This window comes from Rhodococcus sp. LMD (assembly GCF_056108245.1).
Window position 1 is genome coordinate 4,963,191 of record NZ_CM148557.1, and the last position, 25,979, is coordinate 4,989,169.

The window sequence follows — 25,979 nt, forward strand, 5'->3', positions numbered from 1 at the left end:
GGATAGCGACCGCGCTCAGCGGATCGCGAAGGCCGTCCGACCGCTCCTATGGTCTACATCACATCACGACGGAACGACCGGCAAGGAGCGCCGAAATGGATCAGCGTCGGCTCCGAAACATCTTCGGACAGTTCGCAAGTGGCGTCACCGTGATCACCTGCGCCAACCACGAGGGCACCCCGCACGGCGCAACGGTCACCGCGTTCACCGCGGTCTCCCTCGAGCCCCGCCTGTGCCAGGTCACCCTGACCCGGACGTCCAAGGCGTGCGCCTTCCTCTCCGGCGCGCCGTTCGCGGTGAACATCCTCGCCGCCGACCAGGTCGACACCGCCCTGCACTTCGCCGGCCGGCCGCAGACCCCCGGCCCGGTGTTCGAGGACGGCCCCACCGCACCGGTGCTCACCGGAGCAGCGGCAACCCTGTCCTGCGTTCCGTGGCGCGAGTACGACGGCGGCGACCACGTCATCTACATCGGCGAGATCGTCGACGCGCAGTGCCGCGACACCGAGCCGCTGCTGTTCTACCGCAGCACCTTCCACGAACTCGGCGCACCGAGCGCCTCCGCGGCGTGGAACGGGTCGATGGACGACCCGCACAGCGGCTGGTTCGACGCCCGGACCCGGTTCACCCCGCTGCACGTCGACACCGCCGTCCGCTGACCCCGCATCTTCCATCCCAGTCACGTCCCATTCGCAAGGAGACAGCCATGACCACCCTCGAGTCCCGTCCCGACGAGAACGCGATCGACCGTTCCGAGGTCAACGTCGCCGCCGACGCCCCGGCGAACCGGCAGCAGAACTTCGCCACGCGACCGATGACCGGCGACGAGTACATCGAGTCGATCAAGGACGGCCGCGAGATCTGGCTGCACGGCGAGCGCGTCAAGGACTTCACCAACCACCCGGCGTTCCGCAACTCCATCCGCATGACCGCCCGGCTGTACGACGCGCTGCACACCGGTGAGCACGTCGGCACCCTCACCTGCCCCACCGACACCGGCAACGGCGGGGTGACCATGCCGTTCTTCCGCACCCCGAAGACCTCCGACGACCTGCTGAAAGAGCGCGACGCCATCGCCACCTGGGCGCGGATGACCTACGGCTGGATGGGCCGGTCCCCCGACTACAAGGCCTCCTTCCTCGGCACGCTCAACGCCAACAGCGAGCTCTACGCCCCGTTCCAGGACAACGCCGAGCGCTGGTACCGCGAATCGCAGGAGAAGGTCCTGTACTGGAACCACGCCATCATCAACCCCCCGGTGGACCGTCAGCTCCCGCCCGACCAGGTCGGGGACGTGTTCATGAAGGTCGAGAAGGAGACCGACGCGGGCCTGATCGTCTCCGGCGCCAAGGTCGTCGCCACCGGCTCGGCGATCACCAACTACAACTTCATCGCCCACTACGGCCTGCCGATCAAGAAGAAGGAATTCGCCCTGATCTGCACGGTGCCGATGGACGCGCCGGGCATCAAGCTCATCTCCCGGGCCTCCTACAGCCAGAACGCCGCCGTCGTCGGCTCGCCGTTCGACTACCCGCTCTCCTCGCGCATGGACGAGAACGACGCCATCTTCATCTTCGACAAGGTGCTGGTGCCGTGGGAGAACGTCTTCATGTACGGCGACGTGGAGAAGATCAACGCGTTCTTCCCGCAGTCCGGCTTCCTGCCCCGGTTCACCTTCCAGGGCTGCACCCGTCTGGCGGTCAAGCTCGACTTCATCGCCGGCCTGCTGATGAAGGCCCTCGACGCGACCGGCGCCGGCGGGTTCCGCGGCGTGCAGACCCGCGTCGGCGAGGTCATCGGCTGGCGCAACCTGTTCTGGTCGCTGACCGAGTCGATGGCCCGCGACCCCGAGCCCTGGATCGGGGACACCGTCATCCCGAAGCTCGAATACGGCCTGACCTACCGGATGTTCATGATCCAGGGCTACCCGCGCATCAAGGAGATCATCGAGCAGGACGTCGCGTCGGGCCTGATCTACCTGCCCTCGTCGGCCGCGGACTTCAAGAGCCCCGAGGTGCGCCCGTACCTGGACAAGTACGTCCGCGGCTCGGACGGCATCACCGCGGTGGACCGGGTCAAGGTGATGAAGGCGCTGTGGGACTCGATCGGCTCCGAATTCGGCGGCCGCCACGAACTCTACGAGCGCAACTACTCCGGCAACCACGAGAACGTCAAGGCCGAGCTGCTGTTCGCCGCCGAGAACCGCGGCATCGTCTCCGGCATGAAGGGCCTGGCCGAGCAGTTCATGAGCGAGTACGACCTCGACGGCTGGACCGTGCCCGACCTGATCGGCAACGACGACGTCAGCGCCTACTACCGCAAGTAACCCCAGCTGCCGCGCGCGGGCGATCCCCTGCCGCCCGCGCGCGGCGTTCCACCCGCGAAGGAGTGCCGCGATGACCACCGCATCGACGTTCGTCGTCCCCGCCCCGGTCCCGGAGTTCGACGCCGTGGTCCTCGGGCACTCCTTCGCCTCCCGGCGGGCGGCCACCCGCCTGCGCGACGAGGTGCGCTTGGCCGTGCTGGAGGCCGACGAGGCCACCGCCGCCCGCTACGACGAGGTCGACCACCGCTGGGAGATCGTCGACGGAGCGACCGTCGTCGCGCGCGCCAAGTTCGTCGTCGACGGGGACGGCACCCTCCCACTGCACGGCCGCGACGGTGCGCGGTGCACGGCAACCACGTTGACGGAGAATGGTTTTCCCAATCTCTTCCGGCCGGCCACCACCGCCCACCCCGATCCCGTGGGATACACCGTCGCGTGCCTCGGTCACATGCGCGACTACGGCCACGACTACGTCGAGCGCCGCGCCCGGGTACCGATCTGCGACGACGACTTCCCGGAGTTGTCGTTCGACCGGCCCACCCCGCAGTTCTGGGTCGGGTAGGCCCACAGCGACACCGGTCCCGGACATCGACAGCCTTCGCGACGGTTGTCGACATCCGGGACTGCTGTGTCACCGGCCGCGCAGCACCTGCGCCGGCGTCGTCCCGTAGCGCCGCTTGAACGCCGTGGCGAACCGTCCGGGGTGACCGAAACCCCACCGGTAGGCCACGTCGGCGACCGTGACCGCCCCGGCGCCGGCAACCAGGTCGTCGTGCGCGCGGCTGAGCCGGATGTCGAGCAGGCACGCCGACGGACTGGCCCCGACGTAGTCGGCGAACGCCTCCTGCAGGCGCCGGACGCTGGTCCCGGCCAGCTCGGCCATGTCGGCCGCGGTCCACGCCCGGGCGGGATCGTCGTTCAGGGCGTCGAGGACGCGGCGGACCATGCCCGGCCGCGGCGGAGCGGCCGGCCCGTCCTGCGGGGAGACGGCGAGGACGAACGCCGCGGTGACCGCCCCGGCGAGCTGGGCACCGACGATCGGGTTGCTCACCATCTCCAGGCCGCCGTCGAGCTGTTCGGACAGCGCCCGTACCAGCCCGTGCCATTCGCTCGCCGGGCCGGTCAGGTCCAGCTGGTCGGGCAGCACCAGCTTCGTGCGCACCGGCGAACCGAGGATCCGGTCGGCCTCCCGCTCCAGGTGGTCCCGGTCGAACTTGACACCGAGAACGGAACACGTTGCGCCCCATCGGGTGATCATGCTCGGCGTGTCGGCCCGGAACACGGTGGCCTGACCGGGCGCCGACACGACCTCGCCGTGGCTGCCGCGCGACTCGAGCCGGCCGGTGAGCGGGATGTTCACCTCGTACGCGCCGGGATAGTCGCACGCGATCGCGACGTCGGCACCCCAGTGCAGGCGTCCGAGGGTCACCCCACCCAGGTCGACGGTCCGCAACGACAGCGCGGGCCGGTCCGTACCCGACAGATCGGTCAGCTCGTGCGGGAAGTACGCGTCCGCCACCGCCCGGGACGCGGCGTCCCAGTCTCCGATCTCGGCCGTGCTCACACCCCGAGAGTACGGATCGGAGACCCCGATCACACAAAGTCGCGCGATGTGTCCAGCCGCCGCGCACATCGTCTCGGCGCCGGCGTGACCCCCGTCATATGTTCCCGGTCACACGACGACGACCCACCCGGGCGTGCGTCGCGGCCGACGACACATCCAGGAGCAGAACCCATGACGAGCACCCTTTCGTGGATCGACGAGATCACCATGACCCAGCTCGAACGCAACCCGTACCCCGTGTACGAGCGGCTGCGCGCCGAGGCACCCGTCGCCTACGTGCCGGTGCTCGGCGCCTACGTCGCCTCGACCACCGAGGCCTGCCACGCCATTGCGACCAGCGGCGACTTCGAGGCCGTCATCACGCCCGCCGGTGGCCGCACCTTCGGGCATCCCGCGATCATCGGCGTCAACGGCGACATCCACGAGGATCTGCGCTCGATGGTCGAGCCGGCGCTGCAGCCGGCCGAGGTGGACCGGTGGATCGACGACCTGGTCCGGCCGATCGCCCGCCGGTACGTCGAGGCCTTCGAGTCCGACGGCAGGGCCGACCTCATGGCCCAGTTCTGCGAGCCGGTCAGCGTCCGCGCGCTCGGCGACCTGCTCGGCCTGAAGGACGTCTCCTCCGACACGCTGCGCGACTGGTTCCACCGGCTGTCGCTGTCGTTCACCAATGCCGCGGTCGACGAGAACGGCGAGTTCACCAACCAGGAGCGGTTCGCGGACGGCGACCGTGCGAAGGCCGAGATCCAGGCCGTCGTGGACCCGCTGATCGACCATTGGATCGAGCACCCGGACGACAGTGCGATCTCGCACTGGCTGCACGACGGCATGCCGGAAGGACAGACCCGCGGCCGGGACTACATCTACCCGACGCTGTACGTGTTCCTGCTCGGCGCCATGCAGGAGCCGGGCCACGCGATGGGCTCGACCCTCGCCGGCCTGTTCACCCGGCCCGAGCAGTTCGAGGCCGTCGTCGACGACCCGGATCTGATTCCCCGCGCGATCGCCGAGGGCATGCGCTGGACGTCGCCGATCTGGTCCGCGACCGCGCGCATCGCGACCCGCGACACGACGGTGGCCGGAATCGACATCGCCGAGGGCACCGTGGTGATCCTGTCGTACGGCTCGGCCAACCACGACACCGGCAAGTACGACGCCCCCACCGCGTACGACCTGACCCGTCCCCCGCTGCCGCACCTGGCGTTCGGCGCCGGCAAGCACGCGTGCGCAGGCATCTACTTCGCCAACCACGTGTGCCGCATCGGGCTCGAGGAGCTGCTCGAGACCATCCCCAACCTGGAGCGGGACACCGACGCCGACGTCGAGTTCTGGGGCTGGGGTTTCCGCGGCCCCACCGCGCTGCACGTCACGTGGGAAATCTGACCTCGTCGAGCGATCAGGAAACTGCCATGACCCAGCACACCGTCACCGTCGGCACCACCACCGTGCCGTGCGGACCCGATCAGACCGTCCTCGACGCCCTCCTCCGCGGCGGCGTGTGGATGCCCAACTCCTGCAACCAGGGCACGTGCGGCACGTGCAAGATCCGCGTCCGTTCCGGCTCGGTCGAGCACAACGCCTCGCCCGAGGACACCCTGCCGCCGACCGAGCGGGCCGACGGATTCGCCCTGGCCTGCCAGGCGACCGTCGGTGCGGACACCGTCGTCGAACCTCCCGCGGGCGAGCAGACCGCGGCCACGCACGTGCTGCGGGATCTCGTCGCCACGGTGACCGAGGTCCGCGACATCGCACGCGACACCCGGCGCGTCCTGCTCACCCTGGACACACCGCTCGAGTTCTCGGCGGGGCAGTACGTCGAGGTGACGGTGCCCGGCACGGATGTCCGGCGGCAGTACTCCCTCGCGAACCCGCCGAGCGAGCCGAAGCTGCTCGAACTGCACATCCGGCGCCGGCCGGGCGGGGTGGCCAGCGACGGATGGATCTTCGGGACCGTCTCGGTCGGGGACCGGGTCGACGTCACGGGACCGTTCGGCGACTTCACCTTCGACGCCGAGTCGACGGGACCGATGGTTCTGCTCGCGGGCGGGACTGGACTCGCACCGATGAAGAGCATCGTGCGGCACGCACTGGCGCTCGAACCGCACCGGGAGATCACCGTCTACCACGGGGTGCGTACGGCCGAGGACCTGTACGACGTCGCACTGCTGCGGGAATGGGAAGGCCAGTACCCGGGCTTCCGGCTGGTCACGTGCCTGAGTCGCGAGACCGGCGGCGACCGTGAGGGCTACGCGACCGACGCGTTCGTCGAGGATGTGGCGTCGGCGAAGGAGTACACCGGCTACATCTGCGGCTCCGAGGCGTTCGTCGACAGCGCCGTCAAGGCGTTCAAGCGGCGACGGATGTCGCCGCGGCGGATCCACCGGGAGAAGTTCGTCTCGGCGGCGTAGTCGCCCGGTGCGTCCTTTGGGCTGCCCCGGCAGCCCAAAGGACGCACCGGGCGATTGAGGACCTCTTACCCTCCTGCCGAGGGTCCTAGGTAGGCCTAGGTATTTGCCTGGTGTGACTACGGCCACATGCTGGCAGTCTGAATGGCAACGCGGAGACAGCCCCGCTCGCCATCCGGGGCCGACCGACACCCTTTCTGGAGGATCCCCATGACCGAGACCCTGGACCACGTGCGCGCCGAACTCGACGGCGCCCTCGTCGAAGACGCGGAGACCGGCCGATACCAGGTGCGCCGCAACATCTTCACCGACGAAGAGATCTTCGAGCTGGAGATGAAGCACATCTTCGAAGGCAACTGGGTCTACCTCGCGCACGAGAGCCAGATCCCGAACAACGGGGACTACTTCACCACCTACATCGGCCGCCAGCCCATCGTGATCAGCCGCGACAAGGAGGGCGAGCTGCACTGCCTGATCAACGCGTGCAGCCACCGCGGCGCCATGCTGTGCCGCCGCAAGACCGACAACCGCACGACGTTCACGTGCCCCTTCCACGGCTGGACCTTCCGCAACAACGGCAAGCTGCTCAAGGTCAAGGACCCGCGCGACGCCGGCTACCCGGAACAGTTCAACAAGGACGGCAGCCACGACCTGACCAAGGTCGCCCGCTTCGAAAGCTACCGCGGGTTCCTCTTCGGCAGCCTGAACGCCGACGTCAAGTCGCTCGAGGAACACCTCGGCGACACCACCAAGATCATCGACATGATCGTCGACCAGTCTCCCGAGGGCCTCGAGGTGCTGCGCGGCTCCTCGACCTACACCTACGACGGGAACTGGAAGCTGCAGGCCGAGAACGGCGCCGACGGCTACCACGTGTCGGCCACGCACTGGAACTACGCGGCCACCACCGCGCGCCGCACCGCCGGCGAGTCGGCCAACGAGACCAAGGCGATGGACGCCGGCACCTGGGGCAAGCAGGGCGGCGGCTACCACTCGTTCGACAACGGCCACCTGCTGCTGTGGATGTGGTGGGGCAACCCGCAGGACCGTCCGCTCTACCCGCGCCGGGCGGAACTCGCCGCCGAGTTCGGCGAGAAGAAGGCCGAGTTCATGGTCGGGGCGTCGCGCAACCTGTGCCTGTACCCGAACGTGTACCTGATGGACCAGTTCTCGTCGCAGATCCGGCATTTCCGGCCGATCTCGGTGGACAAGACCGAGGTCACCATCTACTGCATCGCCCCGAAGGGGGAGAGCGCCGAGTCCCGCGCCAACCGCATCCGGCAGTACGAGGACTTCTTCAACGCCACCGGTATGGCCACCCCGGACGATCTCGAGGAGTTCCGGTCCTGCCAGAAGACCTACCTGGCCACCGCCGCACCGTGGAACGACCTGAGCCGCGGCGCGACCCACCAGCTGAACGGACCGGACCAGGTCGCGCTCGACCTCGGCATGAAGAACGTGCTGTCGAGCGGGGTGAAGACCGAGGACGAGGGCCTGTACCCGATCCAGCACGGCTTCTGGCTCGACAGTATGCGCAAGGCCGTCGCGGCCGAGGCCGCCGAGTCCACCGCCGCGAACGAGCGCTGAGGAAGACGAGAACATGACCACCGCAATGGAATTGACCCAGAACGACATCGAGCAGTTCCTCTACCGCGAGGCCCGTCTCCTCGACGACCGCGAGTTCGAGAAGTGGCTCGAGTGCTACCACCCGCAGGCCGAGTACTGGATGCCGGCGTGGGACGACAACGGTGAGCTCACCACGGACCCGCAGCGCGAGATCTCGCTCATCTACTACCCCAACCGGGGCGGCCTCGAGGACCGGGTGTTCCGCATCCGCACCGACCGCTCGTCCGCGACGTCGCTGCCCGAACCGCGCACCGGCCACAACATCACCAACGTCGAGATCCTCGAGCGCCGCGGCACGGAGATCGACCTGCGCCACAACTGGTTCTCGCTGTACTACCGGTACAACACCACCGACACCTATTTCGGCACGACGTTCGTCACGCTCGACGTCTCGGGCGCCCAGCCGGTGATCAAGAAGAAGAAGATCGTGCTCAAGAACGACTACATCCACCACATCGTGGACGTCTACGTCGTCTGATCCACCCCCGATTCACGAAAGGAGGCCCGTGCCGTGAGTTTCCAGGTGGCATTGAGCTTCGAGGACGGGGTGACCCGCTTCGTCAAGTGCGGACCGAACGAGACGGTCGCCGACGCGTCGTACAAGGCGCGCATCAACATTCCTCTCGACTGCCGTGACGGCGCGTGCGGTACCTGCAAGGCGCTGTGCGAGTCCGGCACCTACGACGGCGGCGACTACATCGAGGAGGCGCTGACCGACGACGAGGCCGAGCAGGGTTACTGCCTGCCGTGCCAGATGACGCCCGAGTCGGACCTCGTGCTGCAGATCGCCACGACTTCCGACGTCGCGAAGACCGCGGCGGCGACCTACACGGCGACGATCACCGACATCCGCCGCTTCTCCGACAGCACCGTCGGGTTCACCGTCGAGATCCCGAACCGCGACGAGCTGGTGTTCCTGCCGGGCCAGTACGTCAACATCACGGTGCCCGGCACCGGGCAGACCCGGTCGTACTCGTTCAGCACCGGCCCCAACGATCCGCACCTGTCGTTCCTGGTGAAGATCACCGAGGGTGGCCTGATGTCGGAGTACCTGCGCGACCGCGCCCAGGTCGGCGACACGCTGGAGTTCACCGGTCCGTTCGGCAGCTTCTTCCTGCGCGAGCGCACGCGGCCCGCGCTGCTGCTCGCCGGCGGCACCGGGCTCGCCCCGATCCTGGCCATCCTCGCCAGGATGCAGGAGCAGGACAGCGGCCTGCCGGTGCATCTGATCTACGGCGCCTCGTTCGATCAGGACGTCGTCGAACTCGACAAGCTCGAGGAGTACACGCGGTCGCTGCCGAACTTCACGTTCGAGTACTGCGTCTCCGACCCGGCCACTTCGGCCGCGAACAAGGGTTACGTCACGTCGCTGTTCGAGCCGAAGCACCTGAACGACGGCGATGTCGACGTGTACCTGTGCGGGCCGCCGCCGATGGTCGAGGCGGTGCGCACGCACTTCGACAGCGAGGGTCTCACGCCCGCCAACTTCTTCTTCGAGAAGTTCAACAACTCCGCGACGGGCGCCGCCGGGCAGGCACCCGAGCCCACCGAGGCGGAGCGCATCGCGGCCGAGAAGGCCGCCGCCGAAACCGGACTGCCGGTCTCGCTCGGGCCCGCGAACCCCGTGGCACAGGACAACTACGAGATCGGCGAGGAGCACCCGCCCGTCACCGAGTCCGACGCCCAGTTCGACGCGCGCATGGCGCTCGAGCTCGGCGCGCTGGAGCTGACCATCGGCCGGCTCACCGACGCGCAGCTCGTGGAGTTCCGGATTCTCGCCGAGGCGTCGACCGCGTCGATCGACCACGACCGCTTCACCGATGCGGGCGCGTTCACCGACACCAACGCCGCCTTCCACGAGTTCCTGTTCCGCTGCTGCGGCAACCCGGTGCTGCTCGAGGCGTACAACCGGCTCGAGGTGACGCAGCTGATGCGCAAGGTGCTGCGCACCGCGCAGTGGGTGGACGAGCAGGTTCCGCACGACCACCTGCAGATCGTGCGGGCGTTCGAACGCAAGGACCGCGCGGCGGCCCGCGATCTCATCGTCAGCCATGCCGAGCACGCCAAGGCGACGATGCGTCGCGCCATCGAGGACTCCGCGAAGGCGGAGATCGCGTGAGCGTCCTCCTGCCCGTGGGCACCGTGTATCCGGGCCGCTTCGACGGCCGGGTCGTCACCGTCACCGGCGCCGCGCAGGGCATCGGCCTCGTGGTCGCGACCCGCATCGCGGCCGAAGGGGGATCCGTGATCCTCGTCGACCGCTCCGAGCTGGTGCACGACGTGGCGAAGGAACTGCGCGAGAAGGGTTTCCAGGCGCACTCCGTCACCGCCGACCTCGAGGTGTTCGAGGGAGCGCAGTCCGCGATCGACGAGGCCCGGCAGCAGCACGGCCGCATCGACGTGCTCGTCAACAACGTCGGCGGGACGATCTGGGCGAAGCCGTACGAGCAGTACACGCCGGAGCAGATCCAGGCGGAGGTGCAGCGGTCGCTGTTCCCGACGCTGTGGACGTGCCGCGCGGTGCTGCCGCATCTGATCGAGCAACGGTCGGGCACGATCGTCAACGTGTCCTCCGTCGCGACCCGCGGCGTCAACCGTGTCCCGTACGCCGCGGCCAAGGGCGGGGTCAACGCGATCACCTCCGCGCTCGCCCTCGAGGCCGCCCCGCACGGGATCCGGGTCGTCGCCACCGCCCCCGGCGGCACCGACGCCCCCGCCCGCCGGGTGGCGCGCGGCCCCGCCGCGCAGAGCGAGCAGGAGAAGGTCTGGTACCAGCAGATCGTGGACCAGACCGTCGACTCGTCACTGCTCAAGCGGTACGGCACGCTCGACGAGCAGGCCGCCGCGATCACCTTCCTGGCCTCGGACGAGGCCTCCTACATCACCGGCACGGTCCTTCCCGTCGCCGGCGGCGATCCGGGGTAGCCACCCCAGCTCCGCCACAGGCCTCACCGGCAGGCCAGGGATCCCCTGCTGGTGAGGCCCTCTTTCTGCCCCGTTTTCCTTGTGACCGCACTCACAGACCGGAGCCGACATGGCCGACAACACAACCGCCTGGGCGAGTCCCCGGCACCGCAACAGCGTCATCTGGGTCGTCGCCCTCGCCACGCTGGCGATCATCTTCGACGGCTACGACCTCGTCGTCTACGGGACGATCCTGCCCACACTGATGGCCGACCCCACCCAGATCGGCGCGATCTCCGCGCAGCAGGGCGGCGCGCTCGGCTCGTACGCCCTCATCGGCGTCATGGTCGGCGCCCTGCTCAGCGGCGCGTTCGGCGACCGGATCGGGCGGCGGAAGATGATGCTGATCAACATCGTCTGGTTCTCCGTCGGCATGGGCGCTACCGCGATGGCCACCAGCATCACCTCCTTCGGCATCCTGCGCTTCTTCACCGGCATCGGCGTCGGCGGTCTCGTCGCCACCGCGGGCGCCGTGGTGGCCGAGTTCGCCCCGCCCGGAAAGCGGAACCTGTTCAACGCGATCGTCTACAGCGGCGTCCCCGCCGGTGGCGTCCTCGCCTCCCTGCTCGCCATCGTGCTGCGCGACGCCATCGGCTGGCGGGGCCTGTTCTGGATCGGTGCACTGCCCCTGGTGATCCTGCTGCCCCTGGCCCTGGTCAAGCTGCCCGAATCCCCGATGTGGCTGCAGGCGCGCGGACGGACGGACGAGGCCGCCGCGGTCTGCGACAAGTTCGGCCTCCCGCGGCCCACGGCCGCTCCGGCCCCGGCCGAGAAGGTCGGCTTCGCCGCCCTGGCCACCCGCCGCTACGCGTGGGGCACGACCCTGCTCGGACTGATGAGCTTCGCCGGGCTGCTGCTGACCTACGGGCTGAACACGTGGCTGCCGAAGATCATGGCCGACGCCGGCTACGACGCGAAGGGTTCGCTCGCATTCCTGCTGGTCCTCAACGGCGGCGCGATCATCGGTGGCCTCCTGGCCTCCCGGATCGCCGACGGCCGCGGCCCCCAGCCGGTCATCGCCACCACGTTCGGTCTCGCCGGACTGGCACTGATCCTGCTCACCTTCGGGTTCCCGCTGCCGGTCCTGCTGACCGCGGTGGCGATCGCCGGGGTCGGCACGATCGGCACCCAGGTGCTCATCTACGGGTTCGTCTCCAACTACTACGAGACGGCCGCGCGCGGTGCCGGCGTCGCCTGGTGTGCCGGATTCGGCCGGCTCGGCGGCATCTTCGGTCCCATCATCGGCGGCCTGCTCATCGGCGCCGGGCTGAGCAACGACGTGAGCTTCTACATCTTCGCCGGCATCGCCGTGGCCGGCGCCCTGGTGACGGTGTTCGTCCCCGTCCGGCAGGGTGCGCAGTACGTTGCCCGAACCCCGGAGGCCGCGGCGGCGAGCCCCACTACCGTGGAAGTGTGACTCAACCCACCATGTTGGTCGGACGTACCCGGGAGCTCTCCGAGCTCGACCGTCACCTCGGCGAGGCGCGAGCCGGTTCACCCGTGCTCGCCCTCGTCGAGGGTCCGCCGGGTATCGGCAAGTCCGCTCTGGTGCAACGATTCACCGAGCTGCTCGACGACTGGCAGTTGCGCACGTCCGCGGGTGTCCCGTGGGAGGCGCGGCGCGCGTGGAGCACCGTCGAGCAACTGCTGCAGGCCCCCGCCACCGGACGTGATCCGGTGGAGGTGGCGCACGAGTTGTTGTCCCTGGTGGACGATCCCACCGTCCTCGTCGTCGACGACGCCCACTGGTCCGATTCCGAGTCCCTGCAAGCCCTGTCGTCGGCCGTCCGCCGGGCGCACGGCAGGCAGTTGCTCGTCCTGCTGGTGATCGTGGACCCGTTGCCGGACACGATCCCGGACAGCACCCGGCAGGTGCTCGACCATCACCGTGCCGTCTCCGTGCACGTGGGACCGCTCGGGCCGCAGGACATCGCCCAGCTCGCCCTCACCCGCATCGGGGTGGACCTGTCGCCGTGGACCGCGCGGCGGCTGTTCGAGCACACCCACGGCACCCCCCGTCCGGTTCTGCAGTTGCTCGACGAGATCCCCCGCGACCAGTGGCAGCACTGGCAGGCCCGGTTCCCGGCCCCGCAGGAACGAGCGGGTGCCGTGCGCCGCACGCTGGACCGCTGCCCCGCCGAGACCCGGGCCCTCGTGGAGGCGGCGGCCGTCCTCGGCCCGGAATGCACCCTGACCCAGGCGGCGGCACTGGCCGGGCTGGCGGACCCGACCGCGGCGCTCGACGCCGCACACACCGCCGGAGTGCTGCGCCGGCGCGAACAGCGCGGCACGGTCACCCTCGTCTTCCCGGATCCGATGACCCGCGCCGCCGTCGCCGACGACATCGGCCCCGCCCGCTGGCGCGACCTCAACGCCCGCGCCGCCGAACTGGTCGACGACGAGGGGGCCGCGCTCACCCACCTGGTGTCCGCCACCGCCACCGCCGACGCGGACCTGGCAGACCGCCTCGACCGGTACGGCCGGCGCCGCGCCGCCGTCGGCGCCTGGTCGGATGCCGCCGAGGCGCTGATCGTCGCGAGCGGCATCAGCCCCGACCGCGACCAGCGCGCGCAGCGGCTGATCCGCGGTGTCGACGCGCTCACCGGCGCGGCGGACCTGCCCCAGGCGCTGACGTTCGTTCCGGCCGTCGAGACCGCGCCCGACGGTTCCATGCGCGACGTGGTGCTCGGCTATCTCGCCATTCAGCGTGGGCGGCAGGACGAGGCCGCCCAACTCCTCGGCCGCGCATGGCAACTGCTCCCGGACCCGGCCCGGGACCCGGACCTGGGGGCGATGATCTGCCAGCGCATGGTGCTGCACTCGCTGGCCCGGCTCGACGGGGCAGGCCTCGTCGAATGGGCCGACCGTGCGTCGTCCCTCGTCGCCGCGGACACGCCCGCCGCCGTCGAGTCGGCCGCGATCCGGGGGCTCGGCCTGGCCATGACCGGCCACGTCGACGAGGCCCGCGCCTCGTACGCCGCGCTGCCGGAGAGCGTGCGGCTGGGCGCCCAGGGCCAGCGCATCCGCATGGCGGAGGGCTGGCTGGCGCTGGCGCTCGACGAGCCGGAGCGGGCCCGAGCGGAACTGGAGAGTGCGGAACCGACGGTCTTCCGCGGGGGATCGATCCGGATCTCGCTGTGGGCGCAGGCGTGGCTGGCCCGCACCGAGTTCGCGCTCGGCGCCTGGGACGACGCCGTCCGCACGGTCGACCGCGCCGCCGCACAGCTCGACACCGCGGGCCTGGATCTGCTTCGGCCACTGGTGCATTGGACGGGTGCCCAGGTGCATGCCCTGCGGGGCGACTGGACTCTGGCCCGCGAGCACCTGCGACGTGGCCGCGCGGGCGCCACCGACTACGCCGTCATGGTAGTCCCGGCCTGCCTCGCGGCCGCCCAGTGCGCCGAGGTCGCCGCCGACTACGACGGCGTCCTGCGGCACCTCGCGCCGCTCACCGCGCATCGACGACAGGCGTTGGTGGAGCCGGGTTTCTGGCCGTGGCCGGACCTGTATGCGAATGCCCTCGTGATGACCGGACGCGTCGACGAGGCCCACGAATTCCTCCGTCCGTTCGAGGACCTGGCCGGCTCGCGGGGGCACCTGTCCGCCCGGGCGCGGCTCGGATACGTGCGCGGACGGATCCACGGGGCGCGCGGGGACATCGACGCCGCACGCAAGACCTTCGAAGCGGCGCTCGAGAACCTGGCGACGTTGTCGTTGCCGTACGACCGGGCACGGGTGAACTTCGCGTACGGCCAGACGCTGCGGCGGGCCGGGCGGCGACGGGAGGCGGACGCGGTGATGCGCACCGCCCGGGAACTGTATGCGACGCTCGGCGCGACGTCGTACGTGCAGCGCTGCGACCGCGAGCTCAAGGCCGGTGGGTTGAAGGCGAGCGGCGACGGTACGCGCCGGTCGCACATGGATCTGGCGGCGTTGACGCCGCAGGAGAAGGCGGTCGCCGCGCTGGTGGCCGCGGGCAACACCAACAAAGACGTGGCGGGTGAGCTGTTCCTGTCGGTGAAGACGGTGCAGTACCACCTGACCCGGGTCTACGCGAAGCTCGGCATCCGTTCGCGCAGCGAGCTCGCCGCCCGGTTCCGTGAGGAGGAGTGAGGAAGCGAATGACAGCAGTCGACGAGAAGACCACTGCCCCCGGCGATACCGATCTGCTCGAGCGGCCTGCCCGGCCCCTCACCCGGCCGCGCCGGGTGCTGCGGGATCTCGGCGTCGAGTACGCGGCGAACGGCGTGATCGGCCTGGTGTTCTCGTCGACGGGCCCGGTCGCGGTCGTCCTCGCGGCGGGAGCGGCCGGTGGGCTCGGCGCGGCCGAACTCGCGTCGTGGATCTTCGGGATCTTCGTTCTCAACGGGGTGCTGACGATCGCAATGAGCGTCGCCTACCGGCAGCCTCTCGGCTTCGCCTGGACGATTCCGGGCACGATCCTCGTCGGCGGATCGCTGGGGCACCTGTCCTGGCCGGAGGTGATCGGCGCGTTCCTGGTCACCGGCCTGCTGGTGCTGGTGCTGGGGGCGTCCGGACTGGTGCGACGGGTGATGGAGGCGCTGCCGATGCCGATCGTCATGGCGATGGTGGCGGGCGTCTTCCTGAAGTTCGGCGTGGACCTGGTGGCCGCGCTCGGCGCGGACGTCGCGATCGCGGCGCCCATGGTGCTGACGTTCCTGGCGTTGAGCGCGTTCGGGCGGATCGGCCGGTGGTTGCCACCGATCCTGGGGGCGCTGATCGCCGGGGCGGTGGCGGTGTCCGCGTCGGGGCGCTTCTCGCCCGCCCCGGGCGGATCGGGCATCTTCGCGTCGCCAGTCTTCACCGCACCGGTGTTCACCTGGACGGCGTTGCTGGAGTTGGTGATTCCCCTGGCGATCACCGTGCTGGTGGTGCAGAACGGGCAGGGCATCGCCGTGCTCACGGCGGCCGGGCACCGGCCTCCGATCAACGTCACCACGATCGCGTGCGGGGTGTGGTCGCTGGGCGCGGCCTGCGTGGGTGCGGTGTCGACGTGCCTGACCGGCCCGACGAACGCGCTGCTCACCGCGTCCGGGGAGCGGAGCCGCCAGTACACGGCGGCCGTGTGCTTCGGGCTGTACTCGATCGTGTTCGGGTTGTTCGCGCCGCTGTTCGTGCGGTGGATGACGGCCGCGCCGGCAGCGTTCGTCGCGACCCTCGGGGGTCTGGCGATGCTGCGGGCGTTGCAGGGCGCGTTCGTGACGGCGTTCGCCTCGAGGTACACGATGGGGGCGCTGGTGGCGTTCGTCGTCACGGCCGCGAACGTGACGTTCTGGAACATCGGTGCGGCGTTCTGGGGGCTGGTGGCCGGGGTGCTCGTGTCGCGGCTGCTCGAGCGGGACGACTGGACCCGGTGACACCGGCGGGTGCGCGAACGCACCCGCCGGCCGTCAGCGACCGAACAGCGAGGAGAAGAAGCCGGACTTCGCCTCGGGAGCGGAGTCCTGGTCGCAGGTGCACCGCTCGGTGACCGGTACGGACTTCATCACGCTGTCGACGTGCTGGCCGCAGCCGCCCCAGCCGGTCTTTCCGCACTTGGAGCAGGTGACGGGGTAACACATGGGCGTCCTCCTCGGGGGATGATCGGAATCTGCCGTCAATATACCCCCTGGGGTATGAATCGTGCCAGTGTGCGCATGCGCACATGCGGGACGACGGCGACAGAGGACGGGCAAACCGCGAAAATCCGGCGCCGGGACGGGCGAACTGACACCCTGAGGCCGTACCGTCCCTCCGCGCAGACAGGATCCACAACCCATGGCACGTCCGGTTCGCGTCGTCGTCCTCGGTTCCGGTTCGTGGGGTACCACCGTCGCAGGACTGTCGGCTCGCAACACCCCGACCCTGCTCTGGTCCCGCAACCCGGACACCGCCCGGGAGATCGACGAGGAGCACCGCAACACCCGGTACCTCGGCGAGCGAACCCTGCCGGCCAACCTTCGCGCCACCTCGGACCTCCTCGAGGCCGCGCACGAGGCCGACGTGCTGGTGGTCGGGGTGCCGTCCCACGCCGTCCGCACCACCCTCGCCGAGATCTCGAACGAGGTGCGGGCCTGGGTGCCGATCCTCTCGCTGGCGAAGGGACTCGAACCGGGCACCCGCCTGCGACCGACCGAGGTGATCGGCGAATGCCTGCCCGGTCACCCGGTGGGACTGCTGGCCGGGCCGAACATCGCCGGAGAGGTTGCCGACGGGATGGCGGCGGCCGCCGTGGTGGCCACCGCGGACGAACGCGTCGCGGCGGCCCTGCAACCGCTGTTCGCCTCGAAGGTCTTCCGCGTGTACCGCAACACCGACGTCCTCGGCTGCGAACTGGGCGGGGTCCTCAAGAACATCGTCGCGATCGCGGCAGGCATGGCCGAGGGGCTGCGGGTCGGCGACAACACCCGGGCGATGGTGCTCACCCGGGGGCTCGCCGAGATGACCCGGCTCGGCGAGGTGATGGGAGCCAACCCGCGGACGTTCGCAGGCCTGACCGGGATGGGCGACCTGATCGCGACGTGCACGAGCCCCGCGTCGCGCAACCGCCGGATCGGCGAGGCCCTCGCGAGCGGACTCACCCTCGACGAGGCGGTGGCCCGGCTGGGCCAGGTCGCGGAGGGCGTGAAGACCGCCCCGACGGTGATGGAACTCGCGCGCGAGTACGACGTGGAGATGCCCATCGCCGCCGAGGTCGAGGCCGTCGTAGCCGGCCGCCGCTCCCCCGCCGACGCGTACCGGGGACTGCGCCGCGTCACCCCGGGCAACGAGGAGGACGTGGTCTGATCGGGAAGTATCCGGCACTCTCGGACACAGCCCAGAAAGCAGAATACTTCCCGATTTGCCTGGTGAACCCGCAACTTGCACACTGTTCAAGTGATCGAAGTCGAAGCACTCGTGGTCGGAGCCGGCTTCGCCGGGCTCGGTGCCGCCGTACACCTGCGGCAACGCGGACGCGACGTCCTCGTCCTCGAACGCGGCGGCGCCCTCGGCGGGACGTGGCGCGACAACACCTACCCGGGGTGCGAGTGCGACATCCATCCCGCCCTGTACTCGTACTCGTCCGCACCCCAGGCCGCCTGGGCCCGCGGCCGCGCGACCCAGCCCGAGATCCTCGCGCACCTGCACGCGTTCGCCGCAGAGAACGGACTCGACGACCGGATCGTGTACCGCACGACCGCCGTCGGATGCCGGTGGGACGAGACGACGGGCCGCTGGCACGTGCGCACCGACCGCGGCCCGGACTACGCGGCCCGATTCCTCGTCCTGGCCACCGGCGCCCTGAACGTCCCGCAGGTCCCCCGCCTCGACGGCTCCTTCGGCGGCCCCGCCTTCCACACCGCCCGGTGGGACCACGACGCCCACCTCCCCGGGCGGCGCGTGGGCGTGATCGGGACCGGCGCGAGCGCCGCCCAGGTGATTCCGCATCTCGCGGACGTCGCCGACCACCTCACCCTGTTCCAGCGCACGCCCGCCTGGGTGCTGCCGCGCCGCGAACAGCGCCTGCCGCTGCCGCACCGGGCGCGCCGGACGGTCGAGTACTGGCGCGGCGAAGCGCTCGTCCCCGCGCTCACCGGGTCCGGCCGTCGGCTCACCCGCCTCGAGTCCCGGGCGCTGCGGCACCTGCACCGGCAGGTGCCCGACCCGGACCTGCGTCGCGTCCTGACCCCGCGGCACCGGATCGGCTGCAAGCGAATCCTGTTCTCCGACAGCTACTATCCCGCACTCGCCCGGGACTCCAGCACGGTGGTCACCAGCCCGATCGCGGAACTGCGCCCGCACGGCGTGCGCACCGCCGACGGCCGGGACCACGCGGTCGACGTCCTGGTGTACGCGACCGGATTCCGGGTCTCCGCCGCCCTCGCGGGCCTGCCGGTGGTCGGTCGCGACGGCCGCACCCTGCTCGAGCGGTGGGGCCGCGACGGCGCGTCGGCGCACCTGGGCACGACCGTGGCCGGGTTCCCCAACGCGTTCCTGCTCGGCGGTCCCAACACCGGGATCGGCCACACCTCGCTGCTGTTCATGATCGAGAGCCAGCTCCGCTACGTCGCCGCCGCGATGGACGCCGCCGACCGGGAGGGCGCCGCTCTCGAGGTGCGGGCCGCCGCGCAGCGGGAGTTCGCCGACGAGATGCGCCGACGCTCGTCGGGCACCGTGTGGACCAGCGGGTGCCGGAGCTGGTACCTGGACCGCGGCGAGGTCAACCGGTCGCTGTGGCCGGCCTCGTCCTGGGGATACCGGCTCCGGACCCGGCGGTTCGACCGGGAGAACTACCTCACCGCCGGTCCCGCACGACGGGCCTGAACGAGCGCTATACAGGTGCCTGTGCGACCCTGGTCACATGACGATCGACCACGGCGCCTCGCTCTCGGCACTGCTCGACACCCGCTATTCCTGCCGGGCGTTCCTGTCCAAACCGGTACCCCGCGAGGACATCGAGACGATGCTGCGCATGGCGCAGCGCACCCCGTCCTGGTGCAACTCCCAGCCGTGGGAGGTCGTCCTGGTCGGCGGGGACGCCGTCGAGCGGCTACGGAGCGCGGTGTACGAGCAGGCGGCCTCCGGTCGGCTCGACCCGGACATCCCCGGCCCCGCCGAGTACCGCGGGGTGTACGCCGAGCGTCGCCGCGGCGCCGGTTACGCCCTCTACAACAGCCTCGGCATCGCCCGCGACGACTACGCCCGCCGCACCGAGCAGATGCTCGAGAACTACCGCTTCTTCGGAGCCCCGCACGTCGCGATCGTCACGACCGACAAGGCCCTCGGCACCTACGGCGCGGTCGACTGCGGTGGGTACGTCGCCACCCTGCTCCTCGCCGCGCAGGCCCTCGGCATCGCCGCCGTCCCGCAGGCCGCCGTCGCGATGACCGCCGGCGCCGTCCGCCGCGAACTCGGCATTTCCACCGAGCGCGACATCGTGTGCGCGATCTCCTTCGGATACGCCGACGAGAGCCACCCCGCCAACACCTGCCGCACCGACCGGGCGAGCCTGGACGACACCGTGCGGTGGGTGGAGGAGTAACCACCCCAGGGGTCCTGGCCCGGGGCGCCCGGGCGACGGATGGTGGAACTCCCCACCTTCCACCGCCCGAGAGGACACCCCGTGCACCGCATCGAAACCGAGGAACTGCTCCGCCGATGGGTACCGCGCGCCGTCGCCGGTGAACCGCACGCCGTCGGCGTGGTGGTGAGTTCCGTTCGCCCCCATGTGCTGAACTTCTGCGCCGCACGCATGGACGAGGGGACCCGCGCGCACACCCCCGCCGAGGACGTCGCCCAGGAGGTGTGCCTCGCCCTGACCCGGGCGCTCCCGCGCTACCAGGATCGCGGTGCGTCGCTGCTGCGCTTCGCCTTCGGCATCGCCACGCACAAGGTCGCGGACGTCCGGCGCAAGGCCGCGCGCACCGTGACACCGCTGCACGACGTCGCCGGCCCCGGACCGGAGGAGGGCGTCCTCGACGAGGAACTGCGGTCCGCGGTCCGCCGGCAACTCGCACTGCTGCCGGAGCAGCAGCGCCGCGTGGTGCAGCTGCGGATCCTGCAGGGCTACAGCGCCGAACGCACCGCCGCGCTGCTCGGCACGTCGGTCGGCGCGGTCCGCATCGCCCAGCACCGGGCCCTGCAGCGAATCCGACTGCAGCTCAGTCGTGCTGAGCGCGCAGATACCGTCCGAAGTGCGGCACGGTGAATCCGATGAAGCCCCGCTCGGCGGAATAGATGAGCCCCTTCTTGATGAGTCCGTCGCGCGCGGGCGACAGCGACGCCGGCTTGCGACCGAGTTCGGCTGCGATCTTGGACGTCGCGACGGGACCGTCGTCGCCGGAGAGGTCGGCCATCGCGCGCATGTACTCGCGCTCGGCGGGCGTGGCGCGTTCGTACCGGGAGCCGAAGAACCCGACGGCCAGTTCCTCTTCGGCGGCGGGCGCGCCGACCCGCACGTCGTCGGCGGTGATGGGGCTCGTCGCCGCGACGTCCCACGTCGCCTTGCCGTAGGCCTGGACGAAGTAGGGGTATCCGTCGGCGGTCTCGTAGAGCGCGTCGAGCGCTTCGGCCGTGAAGGTCACGCCCTCGCGCTCGGCCGGCGCGAGGAGCGCGACGTCGGCGGAGCCGCGGTCGAGCCGGTCGATCCGGTGGTAGCTGAACAGCCGCTCCGAGTAGCTCTTCGACGCGGACAGCACCGCCGGGAGGTGGGGCAGGCCGGCGCCGACCACGATGAGGGGCGCGGCGTCCTGGCTCAGTTCGTGACACGCCCCGCAGATCGCGGAGATGTCCCCCGCGCCGAGGTCCTGCATCTCGTCGACGAACAGCGCGATGCCCACCCCCACGTCGCGGGCGAGCCCGGAGGCGTCGATCAGCAGCTCGACGAGATCGATCTCGAGGTCCCCGGTGTCGGCGCGCCCCTTGACGGCGGGGGCGTCGATGCCGGGCTGCCACCGTTCGCGCATGCCCTTGTCCGCGGTCGCCCGCAACGCGAACGACTTCAGCACGCCGAGGAAGTACTCGACCGATTCGGGGTGCGGGTGGGCCGGAGCGATCTCACGCACGGCCATGTGCAGCGCCGACGACAGCGGCCTGCGCAGGTCCTGATCGGGCCGGGCCTCGATCTTGCCGGTGCCCCAGCTCCGCGAGATCGCCGCGGAGCGAAGCTGATTGAGCAGGACCGTCTTGCCGACGCCGCGCAGCCCGGTGAGCACGACGCTGCGTTCGGGTCGGCCGCGGGCGATCCGTTCGAGCACCACGTCGAAGGCGTCGAGCTGCTTCGCCCGGCCGGCGAGCTCGGGCGGACGCTGCCCCGCGCCGGGAGCGTACGGGTTGCGGACCGGGTCCATCGGTCGATGGTAACGGCGTCGCGTACGGACGCCTCCCTCCTGCCGCCGCGTGTCGCGGATGCAGGCATTCGCATAATAGACTTTGACATTCGTTTGCAATAAGGCGTAGATGTTCCGGCATGACGTCCTCCCGAAGCCTCGCGCTCACCGCAGGGCTGGCCACCGTGCTCCTGGCCGGCTGCGCCACCGCGCTCCTGGCCGGCTGCGCCACCTCCACCGCCGACGACACCGCCGCGCCCGCCACCACCTCGGCCGCGCCCGCCGAAGTCGCCGCCGCCGAGCCCCGGCTCGCCCTCACCTACGACGGGGGCGTCCTCGTCCTCGACGCGAACGACCTCGACGTCGTCGCCGATCTGCCGCTCGACGGATTCAACCGACTCAATCCCGCCGGCGACGGCCGGCACGTGTTCGTCTCCACCGCCGGCGGCTTCCGCGTCCTCGACACCGGCAGCTGGTCCGAACCCCACGGCGACCACGCGCACCACTACGCGGGCACTCCGGCACTCACCGACGTCGAGTTCGCCGCCACCAAGCCCGGGCACGTCGTCCGGCACGCGGGCCGGACCGTGCTCTTCGACGACGGCACCGGCCGCATCGACATCCTCGACCCCGCGGGGCTCGCCGACGGCAAGCCCCGGACCGACACGTACACCACTCCGGAAGCGCACCACGGCGTGGCGGTCGCGCTGGCCGACGGCAGCCTGATCGTCACCCTCGGCGACAGCGAGTCCCGCACCGGCATCGCCGTGCTCGACGCCGAACGCCGGGAGGTCACCCGCAACGAGCAGTGCCCCGGCGTGCACGGCGAGGCCGTCGCCGCCGACGAGACCGTCGTGCTGGGCTGCGAGGACGGCCTGCTCGTCTACCGTGACGGCACGATCACCAAGGTCACCTCGCCGGACCCGTACGGCCGGATCGGCAACCAGGCCGGATCCGAGGAATCCCCCGTCGTTCTCGGCGACTACAAGAGCGATTCGGACGCAGAACTCGAACGACCCCAGCGTATTTCGCTCACCGATACCCGCACCGGCGAGCTGCGGCTCGTCGATCTCGGCACCAGCTACACGTTCCGCTCGCTCGGGCGCGGCCCCCACGATGAGGCACTCGTCCTGGGCACCGACGGCGCGCTGCACGTGATCGACCAGAACAGCGGCGCGGCGGTCCGGCGCATCGACGTCCTCGCCCCGTGGACCGAACCCGACGAGTGGCAGTCGCCGCGCCCGGCCCTGTACGTGCAGGGTCACACCGCCTACGTCACGGACCCGGCGAGCAACGCGCTGCACGCGGTCGATCTCGACTCCGCCCAGGTGCGGACCGCGTCCCTGCCGCAGACCCCCGACGAGATCACCGGCACCTAGCCTCGCGGCTCTGGCCGAATGTCACACCGGTTCGATGACATCGAACCGGTGTGACATTCGGTCCGGGAATCAGGAGGGTTCAGGGTGACCGGGCGCGGCTCGGCGGGTCACCCGGATCCCGCCGTCGCCGGCGGTGACCGACAAGGTCAGTCGGGTGGAACCGTGCGGCCGATGCTCGAGCACCGCCGCTGCTATCGGTTCGGTCACCAGGTTTCGGATGGTGCGCCGAAGTCCTCGTGCTCCGTAGACCGGGTCGAATCCACGGGCGCAGACGAGGGCGACGACGTCGGATCCGATGTCGACCGCGATCGCTCGGCGGGCGAGCCGGCGTGTGACGATCTCGATCTCCCGGCGCGTCAGTTCCTCAGCCGTCCGGTCGTCGAACTCGTTCAGCACCACCGTGTCGTCGAGGCGGTTGAAGAACTCGGGATCGAAGAACCGTTCCACCGCGTTCCGAACGACGACGCGGCTGCGCTCCGACCGTGGCCCCCATCCGGCGCGGCGAGCCAACCGCGCCCACGGGGCGCGTCGTCTTCGTGCCACCTCGCGGGATCCGAGGTTCGACGTGAGGAACACGTAGCTGTTGCGGAACGAGATCGTCTGCTGGCCGTTGGCGAGCCGCAGTTCCCCGTGGTCGAGGATCTGCAGGAGCGCCCTCAGAACGGTGGTATCCGCCTTCTCCACCTCGTCGAAGAGCACGATTCCCGGGGTGTACGGGTCGCCTTCGATCCTGCTCCTGTCGAACAGCGTGAACGACTCCTTGCTGCCTGCGTACCCGGGTGGCGCTCCGGAGAATGAGGCGGCGTAGTGCTCTTGGGCGAGCGTGTTCATGTCGATCCGGCACATGTCGTCGGGTCCGGACCGCAGCTCCGCCGCGACTCGACGGACGAGTTCGGTCTTGCCGACGCCGGTGGGTCCGACGAGGAGGATGTTGGCGAGGGGACGTGTCGGGTCGTGCGCGCCGACCCGTGCCAGCGACACGGCGCGGACGACCGCGTCGATCGCGGGCCGTTGCCCGACGATGCAGGCGTTGAGCCTGTGCGACAGCATCGTCGGATCCCCCTCGTCCGCTGGGGCGTCGGCCGGTTCCGCGACCTTCACCCGGGTGCGATTCTGGTCGTGGAACATGTCGGTGAGATAGGGCATCTGGGCTCCCGGCATCCGCGGCTACGCCTCGGCGGTCTCTTCGACGGGCAGCGAACCGACTCGGCAGTCGGCCACTCCCACTGTATCTCTCGTGATGGCCTCGACACGTTCCTGCGCCTTCCGAGCATCGGTCACCCACAGCTTGTAGAACTCGAACGGGCAGTCCGCGACCCCCTTGTCTCCGTCGCCGGCCGCGTGGACACCGGAGTAGCCGCGGTGCAGCAGCTTGAAGAGGTGGTTCTGCGACTGGTCGTTCTCGCGAGCGTCGCGGATGGCCGAGACCGACAGCTGGGCATACTGGATGCCGTACTCCTCTTCCCCGGTCTCCCCGAGGGTGCGTCCGTCGAATCCGATGATCGTCGAGTGCCCGAAATAGGAGTAGACACCGTCGAACCCGGCGGCGTTCGCGACGGCGACGTAGCAGTTGTTCGCCCACGCCATCGCCTTCGACATCAGCACCTGCTGGTCTTTCGCGGGGTACATGTAGCCCTGGCAACGCACGATCAGTTCGGCGCCCTTCATCGCGCAGTCACGCCAGATCTCCGGGTAGTTGCCGTCGTCGCAGATGATCAGGGAGATCTTCAGTCCCTTGGGACCGTCGGTGACGTGCGTGGTGTCCCCCGGGTACCAGCCCTCGATCGGGCACCAGGGCAGGATCTTGCGGTACTTCTGGACGATGTCGCCCCGATTGTTCACCAGGATCAGGGTGTTGTACGGCGGCTTGGCCGGGTGGTCTTCGTGCTGCTCACCGGTGATCGAGAAGACGCCCCACGTGTCGGCCTCCCGGCACGCCGCCGAGAAGATCGCCGTTTCGTCGCCGGGGATGGTCGCTGCAGTCGCGTACATCTCCTGCTCGTCGTACATGATTCCTTGCGTCGAGTACTCGGGGAACACCACCAGGTCGAGTCCGGGCAGACCCGACTTCATCCCGATCATCATGTCGGCGATGCGTCGTGCGTTGTCGAGCACCCCGGCCTTGTCGTGCAGGCGCGGCATCTTGTAGTTGACCACCGCCACGCCGACGGTGTCGCTGCTGGAGGAGATGTCTCCGTGTCGCATATCGTGCTCCTTCTTCGAGTTCGCCCGGCGCGGTCGCCGGGCTCAGTTGTGGACGGGACCGTATTGGGGGGAAGGCTTTTCGTCGGGACGAGCGGATGCAGGGAAGCCGAGCGCAGCGGCGATCCCCACGAGGACGGCGAGGACCGACGCCCACCCGGCCGCGGTGAACGCGGTGGCGTGGAGGCTGCCGGTCAAGGCGAGGAACGCCGGGACGGTACATGTCGGCTGGCTGAGGAGGATCGCGACCCATCCCGTGAATCGGGTGAGTCCGTCGAACCCGAGAGCGAGGACCAGGAAGAACAACGCCCACAGGAACGCCCACGAGAGCCAGATGACCCCGAAGACGGGGTCGCCGACGACGGTGAACGACAACGCCGAGTAGACGAGGGCGGCGACCGCGACGAAGCCGGAGAACCATCCGATGCCCTGCGGCTCGAGTCCGGCCAGGTTCACGATTCCCACGTACAGATAGGTGAACCCGAACAGGTATAGGCCGGATGCGGCCAGAACGTCCGCCGTGTCCCCCTGGGCCTGGATCAGCAGGGCGGTAGGTATGACGCACTGCAGTGCGCCGACGAACAGGTTCAACACTGCAGCCGACCTGACAGGTACGACGGAGAGGAGCATCAACCCGTTGACGAGGAGGACCGCTCCCACGTACAGCAAACCGACATTGCCCACCGGACACCTCGCCTTACTTCC

At 70.0% G+C, this 25,979-nt stretch carries 23 protein-coding genes; 17 read left to right on the forward strand and 6 right to left on the reverse strand.

What is annotated here, in order from left to right; all coding sequences use genetic code 11:
- Positions 1–95: 95 nt before the first annotated feature.
- From ACWPQI_RS22725 to ACWPQI_RS22735, 3 genes are all read left to right on the forward strand, one after another.
- Positions 96–659, forward strand: coding sequence for a flavin reductase family protein (locus ACWPQI_RS22725; protein ID WP_010595767.1), 564 nt, complete (start codon positions 96–98; stop codon positions 657–659).
- A gap of 47 nt (positions 660–706) precedes the next feature.
- On the forward strand, positions 707–2,326 hold the full coding sequence (locus ACWPQI_RS22730) for a 4-hydroxyphenylacetate 3-hydroxylase family protein (protein WP_017679769.1): 1,620 nt from the start codon (positions 707–709) through the stop codon (positions 2,324–2,326).
- A 70-nt stretch (positions 2,327–2,396) separates the two neighbouring features.
- Positions 2,397–2,888, forward strand: coding sequence for a hypothetical protein (locus ACWPQI_RS22735; protein ID WP_017679770.1), 492 nt, complete (start codon positions 2,397–2,399; stop codon positions 2,886–2,888).
- Between the two features lie 69 nt (positions 2,889–2,957).
- Here the strand turns inward: ACWPQI_RS22735 and ACWPQI_RS22740 are convergent, their stop codons facing one another.
- Entirely contained in the window at positions 2,958–3,890 is a 933-nt protein-coding gene (locus ACWPQI_RS22740) for an AraC family transcriptional regulator (RefSeq protein ID WP_454297260.1), read from the reverse strand.
- 171 nt (positions 3,891–4,061) lie between these two features.
- Here ACWPQI_RS22740 and ACWPQI_RS22745 point away from each other — a divergent pair, with 171 nt between their 5' ends.
- The 9 genes from ACWPQI_RS22745 to ACWPQI_RS22785 all read left to right on the forward strand — a co-directional run bounded on the left by ACWPQI_RS22745 (position 4,062) and on the right by ACWPQI_RS22785 (position 16,263).
- Positions 4,062–5,273, forward strand: a complete 1,212-nt coding sequence (locus ACWPQI_RS22745) for a cytochrome P450 (RefSeq protein ID WP_010596895.1) — start codon at positions 4,062–4,064, stop codon at positions 5,271–5,273.
- A 26-nt stretch (positions 5,274–5,299) separates the two neighbouring features.
- The gene (locus ACWPQI_RS22750) at positions 5,300–6,298 is read left to right on the forward strand and encodes a 2Fe-2S iron-sulfur cluster-binding protein (RefSeq protein WP_010596894.1); all 999 of its coding nucleotides are present in this window, start codon (positions 5,300–5,302) and stop codon (positions 6,296–6,298) included.
- 207 nt (positions 6,299–6,505) lie between these two features.
- The gene (gene benA / locus ACWPQI_RS22755; protein ID WP_474738510.1) at positions 6,506–7,882 is read left to right on the forward strand and encodes a benzoate 1,2-dioxygenase large subunit; all 1,377 of its coding nucleotides are present in this window, start codon (positions 6,506–6,508) and stop codon (positions 7,880–7,882) included.
- A gap of 13 nt (positions 7,883–7,895) precedes the next feature.
- Positions 7,896–8,399, forward strand: coding sequence for a benzoate 1,2-dioxygenase small subunit (gene benB / locus ACWPQI_RS22760; RefSeq protein ID WP_003934529.1), 504 nt, complete (start codon positions 7,896–7,898; stop codon positions 8,397–8,399).
- A 33-nt stretch (positions 8,400–8,432) separates the two neighbouring features.
- Positions 8,433–10,040, forward strand: coding sequence for a benzoate 1,2-dioxygenase electron transfer component BenC (benC, locus tag ACWPQI_RS22765; RefSeq protein ID WP_017679773.1), 1,608 nt, complete (start codon positions 8,433–8,435; stop codon positions 10,038–10,040).
- Entirely contained in the window at positions 10,037–10,846 is an 810-nt protein-coding gene (locus ACWPQI_RS22770; RefSeq protein WP_040271018.1) for a 1,6-dihydroxycyclohexa-2,4-diene-1-carboxylate dehydrogenase, read from the forward strand. The genes benC and ACWPQI_RS22770 overlap by 4 nt, the downstream gene beginning before the upstream one ends.
- Before the next feature lie 109 nt (positions 10,847–10,955).
- Entirely contained in the window at positions 10,956–12,302 is a 1,347-nt protein-coding gene (locus ACWPQI_RS22775; RefSeq protein ID WP_010596889.1) for an MFS transporter, read from the forward strand.
- A gap of 11 nt (positions 12,303–12,313) precedes the next feature.
- Positions 12,314–14,998 (forward strand): helix-turn-helix transcriptional regulator, encoded by a 2,685-nt coding sequence (locus tag ACWPQI_RS22780; RefSeq protein ID WP_474738862.1) that lies wholly within the window; start codon positions 12,314–12,316, stop codon positions 14,996–14,998.
- An 8-nt stretch (positions 14,999–15,006) separates the two neighbouring features.
- Positions 15,007–16,263, forward strand: coding sequence for a benzoate/H(+) symporter BenE family transporter (locus tag ACWPQI_RS22785; RefSeq protein WP_010596887.1), 1,257 nt, complete (start codon positions 15,007–15,009; stop codon positions 16,261–16,263).
- 33 nt (positions 16,264–16,296) lie between these two features.
- On the opposite strand, the gene ACWPQI_RS22790 is transcribed toward ACWPQI_RS22785, so the two are convergent.
- Positions 16,297–16,467, reverse strand: a complete 171-nt coding sequence (locus tag ACWPQI_RS22790) for a hypothetical protein (RefSeq protein WP_010596886.1) — start codon at positions 16,465–16,467, stop codon at positions 16,297–16,299.
- A 196-nt stretch (positions 16,468–16,663) separates the two neighbouring features.
- On the opposite strand from ACWPQI_RS22790, the gene ACWPQI_RS22795 reads away from it, so the two are divergent.
- The 4 genes from ACWPQI_RS22795 to ACWPQI_RS22810 all read left to right on the forward strand — a co-directional run bounded on the left by ACWPQI_RS22795 (position 16,664) and on the right by ACWPQI_RS22810 (position 20,573).
- Complete coding sequence (locus tag ACWPQI_RS22795; RefSeq protein ID WP_010596885.1) at positions 16,664–17,671, forward strand: NAD(P)H-dependent glycerol-3-phosphate dehydrogenase; 1,008 nt, start codon at positions 16,664–16,666, stop codon at positions 17,669–17,671.
- A 90-nt stretch (positions 17,672–17,761) separates the two neighbouring features.
- Positions 17,762–19,189: a flavin-containing monooxygenase gene (locus tag ACWPQI_RS22800; RefSeq protein WP_474738511.1), complete on the forward strand. Its 1,428-nt coding sequence runs from the start codon at positions 17,762–17,764 to the stop codon at positions 19,187–19,189.
- 37 nt (positions 19,190–19,226) lie between these two features.
- Positions 19,227–19,907: a nitroreductase gene (locus ACWPQI_RS22805; protein WP_010596883.1), complete on the forward strand. Its 681-nt coding sequence runs from the start codon at positions 19,227–19,229 to the stop codon at positions 19,905–19,907.
- Between the two features lie 81 nt (positions 19,908–19,988).
- A complete protein-coding gene (locus ACWPQI_RS22810) occupies positions 19,989–20,573 on the forward strand; it encodes a sigma-70 family RNA polymerase sigma factor (protein WP_017679776.1) in 585 nt (194 codons plus the stop codon).
- Here ACWPQI_RS22810 and ACWPQI_RS22815 read toward each other — a convergent pair.
- A complete protein-coding gene (locus ACWPQI_RS22815) occupies positions 20,527–21,714 on the reverse strand; it encodes an AAA family ATPase (protein WP_119700135.1) in 1,188 nt (395 codons plus the stop codon). The two genes, ACWPQI_RS22810 and ACWPQI_RS22815, sit on opposite strands and share 47 nt — an antisense overlap.
- A gap of 119 nt (positions 21,715–21,833) precedes the next feature.
- Between ACWPQI_RS22815 and aztD the strand changes: the two genes are divergently transcribed.
- A complete protein-coding gene (gene aztD, locus ACWPQI_RS22820) occupies positions 21,834–23,072 on the forward strand; it encodes a zinc metallochaperone AztD (protein ID WP_102031705.1) in 1,239 nt (412 codons plus the stop codon).
- A gap of 69 nt (positions 23,073–23,141) precedes the next feature.
- Here the strand turns inward: aztD and ACWPQI_RS22825 are convergent, their stop codons facing one another.
- Genes ACWPQI_RS22825 through ACWPQI_RS22835 form a run of 3 tightly spaced genes read right to left on the reverse strand, consistent with a single transcriptional unit; the run spans position 23,142 to position 25,958 of the window.
- A complete protein-coding gene (locus ACWPQI_RS22825; protein WP_064066730.1) occupies positions 23,142–24,218 on the reverse strand; it encodes an AAA family ATPase in 1,077 nt (358 codons plus the stop codon).
- Positions 24,219–24,239: 21 nt separating this feature from the next.
- The gene (locus ACWPQI_RS22830) at positions 24,240–25,277 is read right to left on the reverse strand and encodes an aliphatic amidase (protein WP_474738512.1); all 1,038 of its coding nucleotides are present in this window, start codon (positions 25,275–25,277) and stop codon (positions 24,240–24,242) included.
- A gap of 42 nt (positions 25,278–25,319) precedes the next feature.
- On the reverse strand, positions 25,320–25,958 hold the full coding sequence (locus ACWPQI_RS22835) for an AmiS/UreI family transporter (protein WP_010596947.1): 639 nt from the start codon (positions 25,956–25,958) through the stop codon (positions 25,320–25,322).
- Positions 25,959–25,979: the final 21 nt, after the last annotated feature.

Excerpts from the sequence above, each read along its gene's own strand:
- ACWPQI_RS22725 (WP_010595767.1), top strand. The coding sequence starts at position 96 with ATGGATCAGCGTCGGCTCCGAAACATCTTCGGACAGTTCGCAAGTGGC.
- ACWPQI_RS22730 (WP_017679769.1), top strand. The coding sequence starts at position 707 with ATGACCACCCTCGAGTCCCGTCCCGACGAGAACGCGATCGACCGTTCC.
- ACWPQI_RS22735 (WP_017679770.1), top strand. The coding sequence starts at position 2,397 with ATGACCACCGCATCGACGTTCGTCGTCCCCGCCCCGGTCCCGGAGTTC.
- ACWPQI_RS22745 (WP_010596895.1), top strand. The coding sequence starts at position 4,062 with ATGACGAGCACCCTTTCGTGGATCGACGAGATCACCATGACCCAGCTC.
- ACWPQI_RS22750 (WP_010596894.1), top strand. The coding sequence starts at position 5,300 with ATGACCCAGCACACCGTCACCGTCGGCACCACCACCGTGCCGTGCGGA.
- benA (WP_474738510.1), top strand. The coding sequence starts at position 6,506 with ATGACCGAGACCCTGGACCACGTGCGCGCCGAACTCGACGGCGCCCTC.
- benB (WP_003934529.1), top strand. The coding sequence starts at position 7,896 with ATGACCACCGCAATGGAATTGACCCAGAACGACATCGAGCAGTTCCTC.
- ACWPQI_RS22775 (WP_010596889.1), top strand. The coding sequence starts at position 10,956 with ATGGCCGACAACACAACCGCCTGGGCGAGTCCCCGGCACCGCAACAGC.
- ACWPQI_RS22780 (WP_474738862.1), top strand. The coding sequence starts at position 12,314 with ATGTTGGTCGGACGTACCCGGGAGCTCTCCGAGCTCGACCGTCACCTC.
- ACWPQI_RS22785 (WP_010596887.1), top strand. The coding sequence starts at position 15,007 with ATGACAGCAGTCGACGAGAAGACCACTGCCCCCGGCGATACCGATCTG.
- ACWPQI_RS22790 (WP_010596886.1), bottom strand. The coding sequence starts at position 16,467 with ATGTGTTACCCCGTCACCTGCTCCAAGTGCGGAAAGACCGGCTGGGGC.
- ACWPQI_RS22795 (WP_010596885.1), top strand. The coding sequence starts at position 16,664 with ATGGCACGTCCGGTTCGCGTCGTCGTCCTCGGTTCCGGTTCGTGGGGT.
- ACWPQI_RS22805 (WP_010596883.1), top strand. The coding sequence starts at position 19,227 with ATGACGATCGACCACGGCGCCTCGCTCTCGGCACTGCTCGACACCCGC.
- ACWPQI_RS22815 (WP_119700135.1), bottom strand. The coding sequence starts at position 21,714 with ATGGACCCGGTCCGCAACCCGTACGCTCCCGGCGCGGGGCAGCGTCCG.
- aztD (WP_102031705.1), top strand. The coding sequence starts at position 21,834 with ATGACGTCCTCCCGAAGCCTCGCGCTCACCGCAGGGCTGGCCACCGTG.
- ACWPQI_RS22825 (WP_064066730.1), bottom strand. The coding sequence starts at position 24,218 with ATGCCCTATCTCACCGACATGTTCCACGACCAGAATCGCACCCGGGTG.
- ACWPQI_RS22830 (WP_474738512.1), bottom strand. The coding sequence starts at position 25,277 with ATGCGACACGGAGACATCTCCTCCAGCAGCGACACCGTCGGCGTGGCG.